We start from the raw sequence: 19,955 nt of genomic DNA, 5'->3' as shown, positions 1-19,955 counted from the left end.
GTTTCATGCAACCTATTTACGTATTACTACTGATCGTCGGATACTTTAGTATATTAATTCTAATCTCTTATCTTACTGGTAGAAATGAAGGAAACGATGCTTTTTTTAAGGCTAACCGTCAATCTCCCTGGTATGTAGTGGCTTTTGGGATGATTGGGGCTTCTTTAAGCGGTGTCACTTTCATATCCGTACCCGGATGGGTAGAGGCTTCGCAGTTTAGTTATATGCAAGTGGTATTTGGATATATTTTAGGTTATTTAGTAATCGGAACTGTTTTATTACCCCTGTATTATCGATTGAACCTCACCTCTATTTACACTTACTTAGAAACCCGGTTTGGCGACTATTCTTATAAAACCGGAGCTTCTTTCTTTTTAATTTCCAGGGTGATTGGAGCAAGTTTTCGGTTGTTCCTGGTAGCAAATGTATTGCAGAGTATTCTTTTTGACGCACTTTCTGTTCCCTTTTGGTTAACCGTAATTATTACCATTTTACTGATTTGGTTATACACCTTTAAATCCGGAATAAAAACCATTGTCTGGACAGATACCTTACAAACTTTATTTATGCTGGTTGCCGTAGGCGTAGCGATCTATTATGTATCTGTGGATTTACAAATTTCTATTCAGGATTTACTACCATATATTATGGAAAGTGATTTATCTCAAATCTTCTTTTTTGATGATATAAAAAGTGCAAGCTACTTCTGGAAGCAGTTTTTTTCAGGAGCATTTATTGCAATCGTAATGACCGGACTGGATCAAGATATGATGCAAAAGAATTTAACCTGTCGTAGCTTAAAAGATGCACAAAAAAACATGTTTTGGTTTACTATTGTACTTACTATTGTAAATTTTGTTTTCTTAAGTTTAGGCTTACTTCTTACCAATTATGCTGAAATTAATGGAATTGATGCACAAAAGGATCAATTGTTTTCACATATAGCGACACAAAGCGGACTTGGAATTGGTATTGCTTTATTTTTTATTTTAGGGTTGATTGCTGCTGCTTATAGTAGTGCGGATAGCGCATTGACTTCTTTAACCACCTCCTTTAGCCTGGATATTTTAAATATTGAAAAAAAATATGAGAAGGCTGATCAGGTCAAAATCAGAAAGCAGATTCATATTTTATTCTCTATCATACTCATCCTGGTCATTATTGTTTTTAAATATGTGATTAAAAACGAGAGTGTGATTGCAAAACTATTTGTATTTGCCGGATACACCTATGGTCCGCTGCTTGGTTTATACGCTTTTGGGCTGTTTACTAAATGGAAGATTAAAGACACATGGGTACCAGTAGTTGCCATTGTATCCCCTATACTATCTTATGTAATTTCTACTTTCAGTAAATCCAAATTTGATTTTGACTTCGGGTTTTTTATTTTAATTCTAAATGGATTTCTAACCTTTTTAGGACTAATACTGATTCGTTCTAAGTAAGACTAGCGTACAAGCAATCTCTTTTTCTATTTGATTTTTATCTAATAGTTTGTACAACTCCGGATTTTCAGTTCCGGGATTAAAGATTACCCGTTTAGGTTTTAATTGTAAAATATAGTCGTAATACTGTTCCTGCCTTGCCGGGTTTAAGTAAAGACTTACCGTATCAATATCTTTTTCAATAACCTCTTCAGTAACAATCGGTACTGCGTTTACTTCACCTTTACGTAAACCAATGGCAATGACTTCGTGATTATTATTAGACAGTGCTTTTACAGCTTTATAAGAATATCGTTCGGGTTTTAAAGAAGCACCCAGGACTACTGTTTTCTTCGACATGTTTTTTTAAAAGAAAAATACTGGTTTTAAAAAGTTAAAGATAATGTCAAAAGTTAAATTATTTTGTTGAACTGTTAAAATCACATTTTAGTGTAATTGACTAGAAACAACTACGTCTATATTAATAGAAATAATTTTTTATATAATTTAAGTTTAGTAGTTAATTCTTATAATAATCAAACCTTTTTATAGTGGATGGTTAATAGCATTGTTTGATTATTATAAAAAAGAGAGACTGTCTGTAAAGGCGGTCTTTTTTTATTAAAACTAATTTGAAAACTTTTATAGTATTAAATTAATTACAGTTCAGGTAAGACTATCTGGTTAGGTTAAAAATTGTCTTCATTCTCTAAAAAAATTAAATGAGTACTTATCGAATATAAGATCAAATGGTTTTTAAGCTTGTATAGATGTTTAACTGATAGTTGTTTAGTTAAATTAGTAATGGTTATTTTTTATATTTGATAAATAACTACACAAACAACTTATTATGATAACTACAACAAAAGGTTCTTTAAAAAGAACTTGTTTCCTATTTTACGGATTTATACTCTTTATATCTATCACCGTATGTGCTCAAAACTGCCCACCAGATCCCGCTGGTAATCGAAGTCATTATTTTTATGATGATTGGGTAAAGGCAAATGAAGTACTCAATCTTACCGGAAAAGAAACTATCGTTGATTCTAATACTTTAAACAATAGAATCGATCAAGAAAGTAATAGCGGTGGCGGAACGCTGTATATTAAATCCAAAGCAGCAACTAATGTTATTTATTTGAGAGATATTTATTTGAGGGATAATGTGAGCTTAAAGTTTGATAAATCTGTTATTATAAAACCATTGTTACCAGGTAGTGATCCAAAAATTACCATTTTTACCATGGGAAAAACCATTAATGAAAAGGTTAGAAATGTGCAAATTACCTCTAATGGTGGTAGGTTTACAGTTGATTTTAGGGATGTTGCCGTAAATAGAAGAATTGCTTTTATAAAGTTAAGAAGTGTTAAAAACTTTTATGTAGGTAATTTTAATTTAAGCGATAATAATACTACTTTTTGTAACGTCGAATTATTATTTACTCAAACCGAAGCTGAGGATCGGGTAAATGGAGAGAACATACCTTACCGGGGAATTGTAGAAAATATAAGGTCTACTAAAAATCATTCAGGCTATGGTATTATACAGGTAAGAGGAGGAAAAAGAATTTTCTTCAATAATTTAAATAGCGGTGGCGGTATCACGCTTCGTCTGGAATCCGGTATTCCGGGAGGGATAAAATCAAAAAGAGCTACCATCGATGAAGTGGTGGGTAGAAAAATCAGGGTTTTTAACGGAAGTTCCGCACTGTTTTTAAATCCGCATAGGATTGATCAGGGTTGTATTGATGTTAGAAATATTATTGCTGTAAACTCAGGCTTTGCCGCAAACATAGTTGCCGGATTTGTAGATAGAAAAGGCGGAGAAGGTAGTGCGGAAAACAATGCTGGAGTATTTTCGCCGGATTCACACGTTAGTGGTCTGACAGCAAGTGGAAACAAAAAGAAGGCACAGTTGAGAAAAAAATTAGCTGAACTATTACCTTGTAATCAAGCTCAGGATTTGATCAATAGATTTGAAAACAATAAGCTTAACCCTGATGAAGAAAGTGCGCTTGGTTTCCCAATTGGTAAATTAAGATATACCGCAAACTGTAACGGGCCCGGATGCTATACGGTTAAAGGTTTGCGTGGTGTGTCTCCAGTTTCGGTAAAATGTAATACGCTTGGAAAAAATAGGCTACCAATAGATTCTTCAAAAGAAAAAGTATCTATTATTTATAACACTAATGATAAAATAATTACCATATCAAATGCTAATGGAATAGCAAAAATTTACAATTTATCAGGAGTCGCTGTAATATCAACTAAAGAAGCAACGATCTCGACAGTAAATTTAACTTCAGGATTGTATATAATTAAAGTCGAAAATAACAACGCAGTAACTACCAAAAAGATTATTCTATAAATTTTCGATTTTAAAAAGGCTGTTTGAAAAAGCAGCTTTTTTTATCTACAAATACCTATAATTGAAAAACGTATGGTTTCACAATATTTGTTTAATTAGTAAAATTTTGTTAAGTGGATTTAAGGATAACAAAAAAATTAAAAAAATATCATTAATTCTGTAACGAATTCATTTTTGATACGTCTATAATATAGAAACATAACCGAAGAAAAAATTTGAATTAGCCTTTAAAATTATCGGGGAGTTACCAATCGCGAAGTAAAAACTTCGCGATTTTTTTTTACCATTTTATAATAGCACTTCCCCAGGTAAACCCACTCCCGAAGGCAGCAAGTACTACCGTATCCCCTTCTTTTATTTTTCCAGCCTCCCAGGCTTCTGTCAACGCTATAGGGATTGAAGCTGCCGTAGTATTGCCATATTTATGGATATTATTGAATACCTGATCATCTGACAGTTTAAATTGTTTTTGAACAAATTGAGAAATACGTAGATTGGCCTGATGTGGTATCAACATATCAATATCCGTAGACTGTAAATGGTTTTTTTGAAGCCCTTCCTGAATTACTTCTGTAAAACGAACTACTGCATTTTTAAATACGAATTGACCGTTCATATACGGGAAGTAAGGTATCTGCTCCTGGTCAGGATTGATTGTTTCTGCCAGTTCCGGTACCCATTGTCCTGTATTTGGTCCCTCCAGAGCTAATTCTTTAGCATAAGCCCCTTCACTATGTAGATGTGTAGATAAAATTCCGTTACCATTCTCTTCTTCATTTCTGGATAATACAGCTGCCCCTGCCCCATCTCCAAAGATTACCGAAACAGATCGACCACGAGTAGTCATATCCAGACCTCCGCTATGGTTTTCACTACCGATAATCAATATATGTCTGTACATACCTGTTTTAATAAATTGATCAGCAACAGATAGAGAATAGATAAAACCACTACATTGATTTCTTACATCCAGGGCAGGTACGGTACCCATTTCTAACATATCCTGCACCCGAACGCCCCCACCTGGAAAATACATATCCGGACTTAGTGTGGCAAAAATGATAAGATCAATATCATCCTTTGTTAGGTTTGCTCTTTCTATAGCAATTTTAGCTGCTTTAACTCCCATAATAGAAGTGCTGTTGCCATCTCCTTTCTTAATATGTCTGCGTTCTTTAATACCGGTTCTTTCCTGAATCCAGGCATCGTTAGTATCCATTATTTTGGATAGATCATCATTAGTAACTACGTTTTCCGGTACGTAACTTCCTAATCCGGTTATTCTTGAAGTATATAACATAAATTTTATAAGTAAGTCTTAACAAATGTCTTAGAATAAATTTTAGCTTATCAAATCACGAGCTTGGAGAAAAAGAGGCACTTCCTAATAGTAAGTGTAAAATCTCTTTACTTTCAACTGATTAGATGCTATTAAAATTTAAAATAAGTCTTGGTGCTTTAAATTGTTTGATAGTTAAATAAAGTTGTGAAAGATAGAAATTCCATAAGAGTTGCTGAAGAAAAATACCTTGATAATATATGCGTGCATAATAAATCAACTTACTTCTTCATGAAAAAGCGAAAGGTGCGCCAACCACAGCACACCTTTCTAACAACCTAACCAATAAATAAACAACCTAACCGGTCGAGTGACCGATCATAGGTACTTTTGATATTGTTTTACATGAACCTTTGCTTTCAAGTCATGTAATAAATTATATAATCCAAAGAAAGTTCGGTTAATATAGAGAAAGTGCTTACTTCCCCTATTTCCGTTCATCTTTCGTAATTCGGTATCATTCGTATATTTCTCACTCAATTCTGATATCTTATCCCAAAAGGTAGCATCTTCAAAATCAAAAAATTCGCTATTAAAGGGTGAAGTAAACAATGACAACATCTCATAGAATAACTCGGTAAAAAACTCCTGATCTTTCTTTGAATCATTCTCCAGCAAAATTTCAAGTTCAAACATCTTTTGCCTGAAAAAATCCGGATTATCAATATTTTCTTTTACCGCCAGTTCAAAATACGGTGTATAAAATGCATCCGGAATTCTTTTTATACATCCAAAATCTATAGCAATCAGATTATTTTCACAATCCACTAAAAAATTACCGGGATGCGGATCTGCATGTACTGCTTTCAATTTATGCATCTGGAACATATAAAAGTCCCATAAAGTTTGTCCTACTTTATTAGCAGCGTCCTGATCCGTATTGCTCTCAGCAAATTCACTAAGATGCTTCCCTTCCATCCAGTCCATCGTGAGAATTCGCTCCCCTGACAATTCCGGATAATACTTAGGAAATTTTAAATTTGGTATAATCGAACAAGCCTCGGTGATTTCCTGACTTTGTTTCAGTTCCAGATTATAATCTGTTTCTTCAAGTAACTTATCTTCTAATTCTTTAAAGTACTTTTCAGAATCCTTTCCTTTTAAGTTAAACATTCTGGTGGCGATGGGTTTTACCATCGCCAGGTCAGAACTAATACTGTCTGCAACTCCGGGGTATTGGATTTTCACAGCAAGTTTTTTCCCATCCTTAGTCGCTTTATGTACCTGACCGATACTCGCGGCATTTATAGATTGAGTTGCAAACGTATCATATATTTGTTCAGGGTATGAACCCAGATATCTTTTAAATGTTTTTCTTACTAAAGGGGCTGATAAAGGAGGAACACTGAATTGTGATAAAGAAAACTTCTCCACATATGCGCTTGGAAGTATATTTTTTTCCATACTCAACATTTGAGCAACCTTTAACGCACTTCCTTTTAAGTTTTTTAATCCGTCATAAATATCAGCAGCATTATCTTCATTTAATTCATCCCTACTTACATTCCCGTTAACCGCCTTCTTACTATAATATTTTAGATAATTTCCACCTATTTTTACTCCGGTCTTTACTAACTCAGTAGTACGCCCTAGTTTTGAAGTTGGTATTTTATCTAAAGTTTTCATTCTTACTTTTTAGTCCTTATTAAATTTGATTCCTTACATCGATCTTTGTTGCCAGAGAAATTTTCCGAAATCCAATACATTATTTAAAGGAGTATTATCAAAAACATCAAATATGGTATTTACCGATTTTTCAATGGCTACATCGGTTTGTTCAAAACCAGCAGAATTATCTTTTCTCCAAAAATTTAATAGGAACAAAAACTGTAACCAGGCTCCTTCAGAAAAAATGGCAACCGGATTTTTAATTAAAGCAAATTGTTTATCCTGATTATCATCCTCAATTAGGTCCGCTGCAAAACTTTTGACGTGTCGTCGCAGCGTTTTTAATTGCTCTAAGTTCTTCAAAGGCTGTTCACCTTGAGATGAAGCCAGTAAAATATAGCTTCTATTTAAAGTAAGGAGTTCAAAATACGTATAGAAAAAAGTAAGCATCTTCTCGCGACTCGAAAAATCCTGATACTCCTTATTAGCGTTCATAACATCCATGGCATTGGTAAAAAATACTTCCCAAACGCCTTGTTTTGCTCGCTCTATACTCCCAAAATATTTGTAAAACGCTTCTTCTTCAATCTTTTCTGCTTTACAAAATTTATAAACAGAGGATGGATACCCGTCATGCTCCAGGGTAAAATGCATAAAACGAGAAACAATCCATTTCTTATCAACCTTTTCCGTTTTCTTTGCTTTTGTACCAGCCATTCACTTATTATTTGATACAAATATACGTTTTTGTTTAATATTTATAAAAAATACTTAAACAAAATAAATGTTAAACTTCTTCCTGTCTTACAAGATTTTAGAAACGTATAATTTACAAAAATGTCAGTTTGTCATATTGGTTGTATTGGTACTTTTTTTGACTTTAACGAGAAAATGATAATTCTAAAAATTAAAAATAATGGCCACAGGAAGTATTAATGTATCGGTAGAAAATATTTTTCCGTTGATCAAGAAGTTTTTGTATTCTGACCACGAAATCTTTTTACGGGAATTAATTTCGAATGCTACGGATGCAACTTTAAAGTTAAAACATTTGACAAGTATAGGGGAAGCTAGTGTAGAATACGGTAATCCACGAATCGAAGTTAAAATAGATAAAGAAAATAAAACTCTACACGTCATCGATCAGGGGATCGGAATGACAGGTGAAGAAGTTGAAAAATACATCAATCAGGTTGCTTTTTCGGGTGCTGAAGAGTTCCTTGAAAAATATAAAGATTCCGCAAAAGATTCAGGTATTATCGGTCACTTCGGACTTGGTTTTTATTCTGCCTTTATGGTTGCGGAAAAGGTGGAAATTATTACCAAATCCTTTAAAGAGGAACCTGCCGTACATTGGATATGTGATGGTTCTCCTTCTTATACTATTGAAGAGTCTGATAAAAAAGAAAGAGGAACTGAAATTATTCTTCATATCGCAGAGGATGAAGTCGAATTCCTGGAAGAAAGTAAGATACGGGAGTTATTGGTGAAGTATAATAAATTTATGCCAATTCCTATCAAGTTTGGTACTAAAACCGAAACTTTACCAAAGCCGGAAGATGCAAAAGAAGAAGATCCTGCTCCTACACAAGAGGTAGATAATATAATTAATAACCCGGAACCCGCCTGGACAAAGCAACCTACGGACTTAAAGGATGAGGATTACAAAAGTTTCTACCGGGAATTGTACCCAATGCAGTTTGAGGAGCCTTTATTTCATATTCATTTAAATGTTGACTATCCGTTTAACCTTACCGGGATTCTTTATTTCCCTAAGATGGGACAGGATATGAATATTCAAAAGGACAAAATTCAACTTTATCAGAACCAGGTTTTTGTAACTGATAATGTAGAAGGTATTGTTCCGGAATTCTTAACCATGCTACGTGGGGTGATTGATTCTCCTGATATTCCTTTAAACGTCTCTCGTTCTTATTTACAAGCTGATGGAAATGTAAAAAAGATTTCCAGTTATATTACTCGTAAGGTAGCCGATAAATTAAGTTCGCTATTCAAAAACAGCCGGGAAGATTACGAGAAAAAATGGAATGACATCAAGATTGTTATTGAATACGGGATGTTATCAGAAGATAAATTCTTTGAAAAGGCAGATAAATTTGCATTGTATCCTACTGTTGATAATACCTACTTTACGTATGAGGAATTGATGGACAAAATCAAAGAAAATCAGACTGACAAAGATGAAAAAACCATTATTCTTTATGCCTCTGATAAGGATGAACAACACTCCTATATTAGTGCGGCAAAGGATAAAGGATATGAAGTGCTGTTGCTAGACTCACCAATTGTTTCTCACTTAATTCAGAAATTAGAAACCAGTAAAGAGAAAATTTCTTTTGTACGAGTAGATTCTGATCATGTAGATAATTTGATCAAAAAGGAAGATACGGCTATCTCTAAATTATCTGATGAAGAAAAAGAGGCTTTAAAAGAAGATCTTGAGAAAGTAATTCCTAAAGAAAAATATACGGTACAATTAGAAGCTATGGATAGCAATGCAGCTCCTTTTATGATCACCCAACCGGAATTTATGCGTAGAATGAAAGAGATGCAGCAAACCGGCGGTGGCGGTATGTTTGGTATGGGGGGAATGCCTGAAATGTATAACCTTATTGTAAATACGAATCATGAATTGATCGGACAAATCAGAGAAACTAAAACTGATAAGAAAAAAGAAAGGTTGATCAAACAGTCGCTGGATTTAGCAAGACTTTCTCAAAACTTATTAAAGGGTGAAGAGTTAACTAATTTTGTTCAAAGAAGTTTTGAAATGATTAAGTAATTTGATTACTTAATAATCTAAGCAAAGCTGTTTTAATCTTGTATTAAAGCAGCTTTGTTGTTGATATAGCTAAATCATTATAATTTGTCATAGTTTTTAGTTAATTTTAAAGATGGCATATTCATTAGATTTCCGTCAACGAGTTTTCAAAGTAAAGGAAGAAGAAGGGCTCAGCTTCCAAGAACTCAGTGATCGTTTTAGAGTTACAACACGAACCCTTTTCAGGTGGCAAAAGTGTATCGAACCCAAGGTTAAGCGTAATAAACCTGCCACAAAAATAGATATGGGGGCATTAGCCAAGGATGTAGCGGATCATCCGGATCACTATCAATATGAAAGAGCAAAGAAGTTTGGTGTTACCCAAAGTAGTATATACTATGCTTTAAAGCGTTTGAACATTAGTAATAAAAAAAACGCTTTTCCATCCTAAGGCCGATTGGTTGTCACAGCTTATATTCCAACTAAAGATTTTTCGTTATGAGTTTGTAGAGAAACGCCCTATCGTTTACTTAGATGAAAGTGGTTTTGCATTTGATGCCCCTAGAAACCATGGCTATAGTCAAAAAGGGCAAAGGTGCTATGCTGGTAAAGACTGGCATGCCAGGGGGAGGGTAAATGCTATTGGTGCCATTACTAATTTTAGATTATTTAATGTATGTTTATTTGATGGGACCATCAATGCAGACGTCTTTTATGCTTGGGTCACTCAGGAATTATTGCCTAACACCCCTAAAAAAGCGGTTATTGTCCTTGACAACGCAACCTTTCATAAAAGAAATGATGCTATACAAGCTATAGACAAACAAGGGCATACTTTAGAATTCTTACCACCCTATAGTCCACAATTAAACCCTATAGAAAAGAAATGGGCACAAGCTAAGAGCATTAGAAGAAAGTTTAACTATACCCCGGAGCAACTTTTTATTTACGCCAAACTATGACATTTTATTTTGATTTGACTATATCAAATCTGTTATAAAGGTAAAATTTTACAAAAAATAAACCCTTCTGTTATTTGATTTCAAATAACAGAAGGGTTTTGTAATGGTTGAAGTTTAAAGATTTATTGTCCTTTTACTTTTTCATTTTTAGGTTTCTTTTTTAAGTGCTCTGCGTAGAATCCCATCATGGTTTTATACATTGGTATAGAATTCTCTTCTTTTCCGAATCCATGACCTTCATCATAAGCAACAATATAAGGAACATCAAATCCTTTAGCTCTTAAAGCTTTTACAATTTGATCGGATTCGTCAATATTTACACGAGGATCATTTGCTCCCTGAATGACTAATAAAGGTTTCTTTATTTTGTCAATTTGATAGACTGGTGAAACTTCTTTAATAATTTCTTTCTCTTCCGGCACATCTTCGTCATACCAAACTTCTTTAATAATTTTAAGATAAGGCTTCCAGTAAGGTGGGATGGTTTTCATAAACGTAAAAATATTGGATACTCCTACATAATCTACTCCACAAGTATATAAATCCGGGGTTTTAGTAAGTCCTCTTAGTACAGCATATCCTCCATGACTTCCTCCGTAAATAGCAACTCTTTCCGGATCTACCCATCCCTGATCAATGATGTATTGTAAACCGTCTTCTACATCATCCATCGCTTTTCTACCGATTTGCTTAAAGCCTGACTCTAAGAATTTACGACCATAGCCTCCGGAAATACGAAAGTTTACGTGCAAAGTAGCATAGTTACGACTGGCAAATAATTGTGCTTCCGGATTAAACCCCCAGGAATCTCGGATTCCTTGTGGTCCGCCATGCGGATTTACAATAACCGGTACTTTTTCACCTTTAGCCATATTCTTAGGTAGAGTGATATAGCCATGTAGTACAATCCCATCTCTGGAAGTAAAAGTAATAGGTTTCATCTCCGCCATATCTTCTTCCCTTAACTGAGGCATTAGATCGTATAATAAAGTAAATGCATCTTTTTCTACATTATACAAATAATATACTCCATATTTTTTATCACTTTGGAAGTGTAATAGAAATTGATCTTCATTATCAGTACGATCTATAATACTATAAGAATATTGCGGAAATTCTTTCGTAATACGATCGTGTAGCTTTTTATAGTATGCACTCACTGGAACTATGATTTCCTTATCCCCTTCGTAAGAATAATAATCTAGTTCATAATTTCGATTACGAGACAGAGAGATATTACTAATATCATACTGATCGTTAGCAAATAATTTTTTGATGGGTTTATCTTCTTTTAGATTATACAGATAAATTTCTGTTTTATCAGAATCTAAATTCGATACAACATAAGCATCGTCTTTATTTTCAGAAGTATAGTTAAAATTGATTATTCCGAAACTATCCTTCCAATTTAATTTTTTAATAATTTTATAAGATCCGTCTTCTTGTTGGTAGTAGTGATCTACAAATACACCATCCCGTAGTTTGGTAAACGCTTTTAATTCTCCATCTTTCGTAAAAGTGTAGTCCGTAATTGGATTCACTAGGTCCTTGTTTTCATAAAGCAACTCAATCGCTCCGGTATTGATATTAATTTTATACGGCTCAAAATTTTGAGGATTATTCTTGTTCATAGAAATAATCATATGATCTTTATCCTCTTTTAAAAGGGCTAAAATATTAACTTTTACCCCTTCAAATGGAGTTAACTCTTTATTATCAGAACCGTCAATATTCACTGCAAACAGGTGGTAATCCTCATTTCCGCCTTTATCCATGACATAGATAAGTTTTCCTTTGTTGGCCCATCCGTATCCTCGGATAAGTTCGTCCTTTTCTTCAATTACTTTTTTAACCTCTCCGGTAGTTGTATTCTTTACGTACACATGGTTCTTTAGCTTATCATCTTTCTCACGATAAGACAAATAAATACCATCAGGAGATAATTGAAAAGTTCTTGCTTTGGGCTTTGCAAAATAGTCTTCTACTTTATACTTGTAATCTCCTTTATCTAGTGCTGCAATTTCCAGCAGTTCTGTTTCTGGAGTTACTAATGAAGGATCCCCAGGTAGGGTAATTTCAGATTTTTCTAATTTCAAAGGTAATTCCATGCCGCCTTGATAAAATGTTCCTGTTAGTTGTTTTTCTTTTAGTTCTCCGACATACTTTATTCCCGCAGTTGGAACGGACAAAGTTAATTGATTGTTTTCAAATAAAACCTTGTCAACAGGTATTCCGGTAGCTCCCTGACTCGGACTATCCATAGTTGCTGACATTACCTTATCTTTTTCTTCGATTTTAAAGATCAGTGGGATATCGGTACCTTGTACTGTTAAGGTTCCTTTCCAGGCTCCGGTAATATCCTGAGCCTGAACAAATGTAGTAATCATAAACATGATCGCTAGTGTGTAAATTAGTTTGCGCATATTTCTTAAATTAAAATGTTAATAAATTTTCCCTCTATTTAGCGTAAAGGGAAGTCATCCGTACTATTAGTATACCAAACCCTAATTTTGTTACAGAAAAAATGACTTTTAAACTTAGGACTTTTCAACACAACTAATGTTACAGTTTTATTAAAAATGGGAAATATGCACTGGGATTTAGTACATTTATTTAATAACCTAAAACTATCAAATGAAGAGAATTCTGGCAATCATAGGAATCTGCACTATAATAAGTTGTAAAAATGAAAAAAAAACTGATCATTCTGTTGACAACGAACCAATTGACAATGTAGAAGAAGGTACTCCGACCATAGAACCGGTAACTTCTACTGAAAGTGTAGCTTCTGTTGAAGATCTTTTTGTAAAAACTATTGAAAAAGCTCATCAAAAAGAGACCTTTTTAAATAAAAAAGCAGTTTCTTTTAATATTAAAATTTCTTTCGGAGGTAAAGAACGATTTAATGGTACTGTTTTACAATTGACGAATTCTTCAAAGATCATATTGACCGAAAGCAATGGAGACCAAGTTCTTTTTGATGGCAAAGAAGTATACCTTTCTCCTGAAGATGCTAAAGATAAAGGAGCGCGGTTCAATATTTTTACCTGGTCTTATTTTTTTGCACTACCTTATAAATTAAATGATCCGGGAACTAAATGGGCTATGGAACAAGATCGTACTTTGTATAAAGATGATGTAGAATATGCTACGGCCAAATTGACCTTTGGTGAGGGTGTAGGAGATGCACCAGATGATTGGTACCTGGTTTATCGGGATCCTGCTTCTCAATTAATTAAAGCAGCCGTATATATTGTAACCTTTGGTAGTAAGGGAGATATTGCAAAAGCCGAAGCTGATCCGCATGCCATTGTATACGACAATTATGAGATGGTAGAAAACATACCTATCGCAACTTCCTGGAAATTTTATGAATGGTCAGAAGATAAAGGTTTAGGTAAAGAATTAGGAGAAGCTACCTTATCAAATATTAAATTTTTACAAGCAAATCCAGGTACTTTTGTAATACCGGACAATGCTAAAAAGGTAAGTATGCCGTAATAGTTAAAATTTTATTACATGCTTTGGCCCCATTATCTTATTAGTATCATCTTTTTTACCAGTGGTATTTTTCATTTTGTAAAGCCAAAAGCATTTATGAGGATCATGCCGTTATACCTTCCGTTTCATCGGTTTTTAGTTTATTTAAGTGGAGGAATAGAAATTATCGCTGCTATTTTACTTTTATTAGCAGCTACAAGAAGTATCGGACTTTGGTTAGTACTTATACTTCTGATATTATTCATACCAGTACATATATATATGATTCAAAACAAAAAAGCGAGCCTGAACTTACCTGGTTATGTTCTCTGGTCACGTTTAGCCTTGCAATTCCTATGTATTTATTGGGTGTACTATTTAATAAAGCATCCATAATGGAAAGTCATACGTTACAACTTTTAGATGCGGATGTGACCTACTACCCTAACTTTATCCTTCCGGAAGTAGCACTACAACAATTTACTACTTTAAAAGAAGAAACTCCCTGGCAACAAGATGCTATCAAAGTCTTTGGAAAAACGTATTTACAACCCCGGCTAACTGCATTGTATGCTAATAATAATAAGCCATACTCGTACTCTTCGCTAACTATGCAACCTTTAGCTTTTACCCCTACGCTTCTTACTATTAAAAACCAGGTGGAACAGATCATACCTGTTGGTTTTACAACCTGTCTTCTTAATTTGTACAGAGATGGAAATGATAGTAACGGCTGGCATGCAGATAACGAAAAAGAACTAGGCGAACATCCAATTATTGCTTCCGTAAGTTTGGGAGCTTCACGATTATTTCATTTAAAACATCGCTATCAAAAAGATCAAAAAGCAAAAATTAATCTAGAATCAGGAAGTTTACTACTGATGAAAGGGCTTACTCAAAAATACTGGTTGCATCAAATACCTAAAACTAAAAAAGAGGTAGGTCCAAGAATCAATTTAACCTTTAGAATTATAAAGTAACAGCCAAAATTCAATCAATCTTTAAATACCAAATTAACCAACAACTTTTACAATAATAACATTAATATTCGAGAACTAACCGTAAATTTCATTTAAGATTTTAGCCAAACGTATGCCTCCTTTTTGTAATTGTTTTCGAACTAACGGAAAATAATGATACACATAAGCATATCCCAACTCTTCTCCGCTTTTTGCACTTTCATATACTTGTTTTGCTAAGTCTTGCGACTCATAAACCCAGTCTAATACGGTTCCCTTCTCAATAGCATTAATCTGGTCTAAAGATAATTCATCGCAGTTTTCTGATAACTCCGTATAGCTCATTCCATAATAATTAAGCATATCACTGTCCCAAACCCTATGTAGGTTAGAACCTTCATCAAACCATCGTACCTGTACCATATTTCCCCCCTTATCTTCTGATCTCCCTACATGTAAGGGTTGATGTAAATCTCCTATAAAATGTACCAGTAGTTTTAAATAAAAACTTTTATCTTCATTTGAAGCCTTATCATCTTTTAGGATTTTGATTGCCTTTTGTATTCCCTTGATTAAATCACCTTTCTCGCTAGGGGTTTCATCACCGTACTTCTTTCCAAAAGGAAAATTAACGTAATGCCAGGGACTATATTTATCATAAGCATGATCGCTTTTAATTTCGTCAGCATAAATAGAAACAAAGGCTAAGGTATGTCTGTCAAGTATTTTAGCAATCTCTTTTTTTGCTTTAGGAGATAAATAAGTCGTCGCAATTTGACCGGTTGCCCTATGGCCGGTCTTTCCCCATTTCGGACTACCCAAAACAAATTGAAATGCAAACAAAAGACAACCAAAAAAAAGAAATTTATTACGCATAATTTCGAGTTATATTTTGAAACAAAGATATAAAAGGCTATGTTAGGTATATATTAATTTCTATTGAAAGTAATTCCCCAAAGATGAAAGGTAGACTTAAAATTTTTAGGTACAATTTTATGTTGAGTTCTAATAATAAACTTATCGGTATTTTTTTAACGTTACTCATACCTTTTACCGGATACTTTCAGGAGAAAGAATATATAGAGACCAATGTTAAAGTTAATCGTTTTGTAGAAGGCACTTTAGTCACCCCATATTCAGATAGTCTTGTACCTCTGGTTATTTTTGTGATGGATAGTGGCGAGATCAATCGAGATGGTAACGATCGGTTATCTCGTAATGATACGTTTAAAAAATTAGCGGTACAACTTTCAAAAAAAGGGATCGCTACCTTTCGGTATGATAAGCGCTTACTGATTATGGATAGACTAGGAATCCAAATTGGAGACCTAAGTATTCAAAATTTTACGGATGATGTAAAGACAGTGGTGGATTACTTTTATAAAAACAACGAATATTCCAGTATCATTTTAACCGGTCACGGACAGGGTTCCTTAGTTGCCATGCATGCGATGACCGAAAAGGTAGATGGGTTTATATCCATAGGCGGAAACGCGAATACTATCGATCAGATAATCATTGCACAATTACAGGAACAAGCACCCGGTCTGGATAAAAATGCAGCACGTGCTTTTGCCGAATTAAAAGTAAAAGGGAGAGCTATTACTTTTGACCCTGCATTATCTTCTATTTTTGCCTATGAAGTTCAACCTTTTATGCGAACCTGGATGCAACTCAATCCCGCTGATATTATTAAAGACTTATCCATACCTGTACTCATTCTACAAGGTGATAAAGATTTGCAGGTCAGTACGGATCAGGCCTTTTTATTAAAAGAAGCTAATCCTGATGCAGAACTTCATATTATTAAAGACATGAATCACATTTTACGTGAAACTAAAGCAGGTCGTATCGCCAATCATAAATCCTATAATGAACACTGGACCCCAATTATGCCCGAAGTTTTGCAAAAAATTACAAATTTTATAAGTGAAACAGATGCTCAAAAGCAATAACATAAAGAAAATGATAAATACTAACGTTTAATAAATAAGGGTAGGACTTATTTTTATGCCAGAAGGATACTACTTATTTTTACTAAAAAAGATTATTACCAATTTCTCAATTCATAAGATCGTTTCCCACTTTCCTTTTTTCCTGGTGGTAAGTATACTTCTTTTCTCAATTAGTTGCGGTACTTTAAAAGAAATAAACAAAGAAGATCCTATAGTTACAACTTATATAAACCTGGTAAACTCAACAGAAGACAAAATTAAAGTACGCATTGCAGTACCTCAAATTTCTACCGAAGAGGTGATTTTTAAAATACCCTTTTTAATCCCGGGAACTTATCAAGTACAACATTTCGGTACATTTTTAGAAAATTTAAAAGCCTTGGATATTAATGGTAATTCACTGCCGGTTCAAAAAATTTCAAAAGATGAATGGAAAATACTTAAAGCTAATCAAATCAGGGTAATAACTTATGAAGTAGAAGATACTTTTGACACTGCTAAAAATGAAACTATCTTCTCTCCTACCGGAACTAGTTTTGAGAAGAACCAAACGTATCTCCTAAATTTATATGCCTGCATTGGGTATGTTGATAATTCTGAGAATTACAGAAATGTGGTTACAGTTACCTATCCTAAATTTATGAAAGAAGGTTCTTCGGCTGAAATCAACAAAAAAACTATTGAATACGAAAACAAAAAAGAAACTACTTATTCTTTTGATTCCTATAACGAAATGGTGGACAACCCTATTATAGTTGCCAATTCTAAACTAGATACAATTAAATTATCTACTTTAACTGCTACCGTTCAATTACATAGTGATATAAAATATCAAAGATTAAAATCGTACATACCCACTATAGAACGTACACTAAGCGTTCAGCAACATTTTTTATCTGAATTTAATATTCCTCAAACTTACCACTTACAATTATATCTATCAAATAGTTCTTTTACAAATGGTAGAGGTTATGGTGCCCTGGAACATAGAAATACAACAACCATCGTGCTTCCTGCAGCGGCTACAGAAGAAAAAATAAAAGAAGAACTTCAAAGTATTATCTCACATGAATTTTTTCATACTATTACCCCGTTACAATTACACTCAGATTTATTAGAAGGTTCTGGATATAATGCGCTTCTATCCTCACAGCATCTCTGGTTATATGAAGGCGTGACTGAATATATGGCAATACTCTCTCAAATACAAGGAGCACTACTTGATACCGAAGAATTTTATCAAATAGTAACTAAAAAAATAAATATTGCCCAACAATATGAATTAGATAGTTCGTTAGTTACCATAAGTAAGCATATCTTAGAGACTCCATATAAAAAGGAATATCCTAATTTTTATGCCAAAGGTTGTTTGGTTGCCATGTGTCTTGACCTACTCATACGAGATCGTACCAGTGGAGAAAAAAGTTTATTAGACATCATTCAAATTTTAGCAAATAAGCATCAAAATCAACCTTTTAAAGAAGATCATCTATTTAAAGAACTTGAAAAATTAACTTTTCCGGTAATTACTTCTTTTATTAAAAAGCATATTATTAACAACGAACCTATTGATTATAAATCAATTTTGCAATTAGTAGGACTAGACCTGGAACGTAAAAAGGTTCCTGCTTCCTATTTTCAGTACAACACTCTTAGCTATATCCGTAAATCATCAGATGATGAAACTTTGCTTTTTACAATGGCATGTTTGGATAATACTTTTTACAAAGAGCAGAATATTCTACCAGGAGATATTTTAGTAAGTGTAAATGAAAAGAAATACTATGCAAAAGATATAATTGAATTAATCAAAACATCCCGAACCTGGAAAGAAGGACATCATGTCGTTTTTAAAATAGAAAGAAACGGTATTATTAAAGAAAAAGAAGTAAACATGGAACAAGCTTTCCATATCGAAAAAACCATTCAGTTATCAGATAACCTCACTGTCTTTAAGAATAAACTCAGAAAGAAATGGTTAAACAATTAATCTTTAAGTTTTTTAACAATTTTAAGCGCCTTCTTCATATGATCAGAAGCATTCAAGTTATTAAATTGCATTTGTATAATTCCATTTTGGTCAATAACAAAAGTTTCTCTACCGGGTAATAAACCGAATAAACTGGATTTAACCCCATAAGCTTTTCTAATAGCACCATCTAAGTCTGATAATAAGATAAAAGGCAGTCGGTGTTTTTCTTTAAATTTTTCATGTGATTTTACCGAGTCACTGCTAACTCCTATAACTTCGGCACCGGCTTCTGTAAAGTCTTCGTAACTATCTCTAAACTGACAGGCTTCTTTTGTACAACCTGGGGTAAAATCCTTAGGATAAAAATATAAAACAAAAGGCTTTTTACCGATCAGGTCTGATGTGTCAAAAATAACATCTTCTTCTACCACTCCTTTAAAAGACGGCGCTTTATCACCCACCTGAATTCTTGTATTAGCCATATATAACTACTTATCTAATGTATTATTAAGAGTTATAAACTCGTCAAATTTTTCAAAAATTATTTTAAACCACACTGTATATGTCTTTGGATTTTCTTTAATGTCCTGTCGTATATCATCTATAGCCATCCACTTCCAATCTGCTACTTCTTCTTTATTAATAATGGGATTATCTGTATAGCTACCGATAAGCACGTGATCATACTCATGCTCGGTTAATCCATTGTCAAAAGGTGCTTTGTAAATAAAAGAAATACTATCCGTTAGATCTGTAGTAAATCCCATTTCTTCCTGTAATCTTCGCTTTCCAGCTTCAAGATTGCTTTCTCCTACGCGTTGATGACTACAACAGGTATTGGTCCATAAGCCCGGAGAATGATATTTATGTAAGGCCCTTTTCTGTAGCATTACTTCTTCTTTTTCATTTAGAATAAATACTGAGAATGCCCGGTGCAAACATGCCTTTTCATGAGCTTCCATTTTTGGCATAGTGCCAATCTCATTATCATTTTCATCAACTAGTATTACCCGCTCTTCCATGTTAAAAATCAGATAGTAAAATTAAGGTTTAGCATTTAATTTTTATACTACTTAAGAATTAATTTATAATTATACAAACCAACA

At 33.7% G+C, this 19,955-nt stretch carries 18 protein-coding genes; 10 read left to right on the top strand and 8 right to left on the bottom strand.

The window, feature by feature from the left end; all coding sequences use genetic code 11:
- Positions 1-5 precede the first annotated feature (5 nt).
- On the top strand, positions 6-1,445 hold the full coding sequence (locus NBT05_RS10675) for a sodium:solute symporter (protein ID WP_265769851.1): 1,440 nt from the start codon (positions 6-8) through the stop codon (positions 1,443-1,445).
- Here the strand turns inward: NBT05_RS10675 and NBT05_RS10670 are convergent.
- A complete protein-coding gene (locus tag NBT05_RS10670) occupies positions 1,422-1,784 on the bottom strand; it encodes a CoA-binding protein (RefSeq protein ID WP_265769850.1) in 363 nt (120 codons plus the stop codon). The genes NBT05_RS10675 and NBT05_RS10670 overlap by 24 nt on opposite strands.
- A gap of 490 nt (positions 1,785-2,274) precedes the next feature.
- Between NBT05_RS10670 and NBT05_RS10665 the strand changes: the two genes are divergently transcribed.
- On the top strand, positions 2,275-3,792 hold the full coding sequence (locus NBT05_RS10665) for a T9SS type A sorting domain-containing protein (protein WP_265769849.1): 1,518 nt from the start codon (positions 2,275-2,277) through the stop codon (positions 3,790-3,792).
- Between the two features lie 280 nt (positions 3,793-4,072).
- Here the strand turns inward: NBT05_RS10665 and NBT05_RS10660 are convergent, their stop codons facing one another.
- The 3 genes from NBT05_RS10660 to NBT05_RS10650 form a co-directional block, all read right to left on the bottom strand.
- Complete coding sequence (locus NBT05_RS10660; protein ID WP_265769848.1) at positions 4,073-5,092, bottom strand: 3-oxoacyl-ACP synthase III family protein; 1,020 nt, start codon at positions 5,090-5,092, stop codon at positions 4,073-4,075.
- A 357-nt stretch (positions 5,093-5,449) separates the two neighbouring features.
- Positions 5,450-6,757, bottom strand: coding sequence for an ABC1 kinase family protein (locus NBT05_RS10655; protein ID WP_265769847.1), 1,308 nt, complete (start codon positions 6,755-6,757; stop codon positions 5,450-5,452).
- Between the two features lie 33 nt (positions 6,758-6,790).
- Positions 6,791-7,456, bottom strand: a complete 666-nt coding sequence (locus tag NBT05_RS10650) for a TetR family transcriptional regulator C-terminal domain-containing protein (RefSeq protein WP_265769846.1) — start codon at positions 7,454-7,456, stop codon at positions 6,791-6,793.
- Between the two features lie 199 nt (positions 7,457-7,655).
- Here NBT05_RS10650 and htpG point away from each other — a divergent pair, with 199 nt between their 5' ends.
- The 3 genes from htpG to NBT05_RS10635 all read left to right on the top strand — a co-directional run bounded on the left by htpG (position 7,656) and on the right by NBT05_RS10635 (position 10,483).
- The gene (htpG, locus tag NBT05_RS10645) at positions 7,656-9,542 is read left to right on the top strand and encodes a molecular chaperone HtpG (protein ID WP_265769845.1); all 1,887 of its coding nucleotides are present in this window, start codon (positions 7,656-7,658) and stop codon (positions 9,540-9,542) included.
- Positions 9,543-9,654: 112 nt separating this feature from the next.
- A complete protein-coding gene (locus NBT05_RS10640) occupies positions 9,655-9,972 on the top strand; it encodes an IS630 transposase-related protein (RefSeq protein WP_265769844.1) in 318 nt (105 codons plus the stop codon).
- Between the two features lie 10 nt (positions 9,973-9,982).
- Positions 9,983-10,483, top strand: a complete 501-nt coding sequence (locus tag NBT05_RS10635; RefSeq protein ID WP_265769843.1) for an IS630 family transposase — start codon at positions 9,983-9,985, stop codon at positions 10,481-10,483.
- A 122-nt stretch (positions 10,484-10,605) separates the two neighbouring features.
- Here NBT05_RS10635 and NBT05_RS10630 read toward each other — a convergent pair whose 3' ends face one another.
- Positions 10,606-12,906 (bottom strand): alpha/beta hydrolase family protein, encoded by a 2,301-nt coding sequence (locus NBT05_RS10630; protein WP_265769842.1) that lies wholly within the window; start codon positions 12,904-12,906, stop codon positions 10,606-10,608.
- A gap of 211 nt (positions 12,907-13,117) precedes the next feature.
- Between NBT05_RS10630 and NBT05_RS10625 the strand changes: the two genes are divergently transcribed.
- Genes NBT05_RS10625 through NBT05_RS10615 form a run of 3 tightly spaced genes read left to right on the top strand, consistent with a single transcriptional unit; the run spans position 13,118 to position 14,943 of the window.
- Positions 13,118-13,984, top strand: coding sequence for a DUF6503 family protein (locus NBT05_RS10625; protein ID WP_265769841.1), 867 nt, complete (start codon positions 13,118-13,120; stop codon positions 13,982-13,984).
- 18 nt (positions 13,985-14,002) lie between these two features.
- Positions 14,003-14,359: a MauE/DoxX family redox-associated membrane protein gene (locus NBT05_RS10620; protein WP_322874174.1), complete on the top strand. Its 357-nt coding sequence runs from the start codon at positions 14,003-14,005 to the stop codon at positions 14,357-14,359.
- A complete protein-coding gene (locus NBT05_RS10615; RefSeq protein ID WP_265769840.1) occupies positions 14,359-14,943 on the top strand; it encodes an alpha-ketoglutarate-dependent dioxygenase AlkB family protein in 585 nt (194 codons plus the stop codon). Before NBT05_RS10620 ends, NBT05_RS10615 begins: the two co-directional genes overlap by 1 nt.
- A gap of 75 nt (positions 14,944-15,018) precedes the next feature.
- Here NBT05_RS10615 and NBT05_RS10610 read toward each other — a convergent pair whose 3' ends face one another.
- Positions 15,019-15,798: a S1/P1 nuclease gene (locus NBT05_RS10610; protein WP_265769839.1), complete on the bottom strand. Its 780-nt coding sequence runs from the start codon at positions 15,796-15,798 to the stop codon at positions 15,019-15,021.
- Positions 15,799-15,917: 119 nt separating this feature from the next.
- Between NBT05_RS10610 and NBT05_RS10605 the strand changes: the two genes are divergently transcribed.
- Positions 15,918-16,877, top strand: a complete 960-nt coding sequence (locus NBT05_RS10605) for an alpha/beta hydrolase family protein (RefSeq protein WP_265769838.1) — start codon at positions 15,918-15,920, stop codon at positions 16,875-16,877.
- A gap of 55 nt (positions 16,878-16,932) precedes the next feature.
- Positions 16,933-18,867 carry a hypothetical protein gene (locus NBT05_RS10600; RefSeq protein WP_265769837.1) on the top strand — a complete coding sequence of 645 codons (1,935 nt, stop codon included), beginning with the start codon at positions 16,933-16,935 and terminating at the stop codon, positions 18,865-18,867.
- Here NBT05_RS10600 and NBT05_RS10595 read toward each other — a convergent pair.
- On the bottom strand, positions 18,864-19,331 hold the full coding sequence (locus NBT05_RS10595; protein WP_265769836.1) for a peroxiredoxin: 468 nt from the start codon (positions 19,329-19,331) through the stop codon (positions 18,864-18,866). The genes NBT05_RS10600 and NBT05_RS10595 overlap by 4 nt on opposite strands.
- A gap of 6 nt (positions 19,332-19,337) precedes the next feature.
- Positions 19,338-19,871 (bottom strand): isopentenyl-diphosphate Delta-isomerase, encoded by a 534-nt coding sequence (gene idi / locus NBT05_RS10590; RefSeq protein ID WP_265769835.1) that lies wholly within the window; start codon positions 19,869-19,871, stop codon positions 19,338-19,340.
- Positions 19,872-19,955: the final 84 nt, after the last annotated feature.

It is taken from the genome of Aquimarina sp. ERC-38 (assembly GCF_026222555.1).
GTDB lineage: Bacteria > Bacteroidota > Bacteroidia > Flavobacteriales > Flavobacteriaceae > Aquimarina.
This window is presented reverse-complemented; position numbering and strand designations above follow the sequence as displayed.

What these genes read in the sequence shown, in the direction of transcription:
- NBT05_RS10675 (WP_265769851.1), top strand. Translation starts at nt 6, where the DNA reads ATGCAACCTATTTACGTATTACTACTGATCGTCGGATACTTTAGTATA.
- NBT05_RS10670 (WP_265769850.1), bottom strand. Translation starts at nt 1,784, where the DNA reads ATGTCGAAGAAAACAGTAGTCCTGGGTGCTTCTTTAAAACCCGAACGA.
- NBT05_RS10665 (WP_265769849.1), top strand. Translation starts at nt 2,275, where the DNA reads ATGATAACTACAACAAAAGGTTCTTTAAAAAGAACTTGTTTCCTATTT.
- NBT05_RS10660 (WP_265769848.1), bottom strand. Translation starts at nt 5,092, where the DNA reads ATGTTATATACTTCAAGAATAACCGGATTAGGAAGTTACGTACCGGAA.
- NBT05_RS10655 (WP_265769847.1), bottom strand. Translation starts at nt 6,757, where the DNA reads ATGAAAACTTTAGATAAAATACCAACTTCAAAACTAGGGCGTACTACT.
- NBT05_RS10650 (WP_265769846.1), bottom strand. Translation starts at nt 7,456, where the DNA reads ATGGCTGGTACAAAAGCAAAGAAAACGGAAAAGGTTGATAAGAAATGG.
- htpG (WP_265769845.1), top strand. Translation starts at nt 7,656, where the DNA reads ATGGCCACAGGAAGTATTAATGTATCGGTAGAAAATATTTTTCCGTTG.
- NBT05_RS10640 (WP_265769844.1), top strand. Translation starts at nt 9,655, where the DNA reads ATGGCATATTCATTAGATTTCCGTCAACGAGTTTTCAAAGTAAAGGAA.
- NBT05_RS10630 (WP_265769842.1), bottom strand. Translation starts at nt 12,906, where the DNA reads ATGCGCAAACTAATTTACACACTAGCGATCATGTTTATGATTACTACA.
- NBT05_RS10625 (WP_265769841.1), top strand. Translation starts at nt 13,118, where the DNA reads ATGAAGAGAATTCTGGCAATCATAGGAATCTGCACTATAATAAGTTGT.
- NBT05_RS10620 (WP_322874174.1), top strand. Translation starts at nt 14,003, where the DNA reads ATGCTTTGGCCCCATTATCTTATTAGTATCATCTTTTTTACCAGTGGT.
- NBT05_RS10615 (WP_265769840.1), top strand. Translation starts at nt 14,359, where the DNA reads ATGGAAAGTCATACGTTACAACTTTTAGATGCGGATGTGACCTACTAC.
- NBT05_RS10610 (WP_265769839.1), bottom strand. Translation starts at nt 15,798, where the DNA reads ATGCGTAATAAATTTCTTTTTTTTGGTTGTCTTTTGTTTGCATTTCAA.
- NBT05_RS10605 (WP_265769838.1), top strand. Translation starts at nt 15,918, where the DNA reads ATGTTGAGTTCTAATAATAAACTTATCGGTATTTTTTTAACGTTACTC.
- NBT05_RS10600 (WP_265769837.1), top strand. Translation starts at nt 16,933, where the DNA reads ATGCCAGAAGGATACTACTTATTTTTACTAAAAAAGATTATTACCAAT.
- NBT05_RS10595 (WP_265769836.1), bottom strand. Translation starts at nt 19,331, where the DNA reads ATGGCTAATACAAGAATTCAGGTGGGTGATAAAGCGCCGTCTTTTAAA.
- idi (WP_265769835.1), bottom strand. Translation starts at nt 19,871, where the DNA reads ATGGAAGAGCGGGTAATACTAGTTGATGAAAATGATAATGAGATTGGC.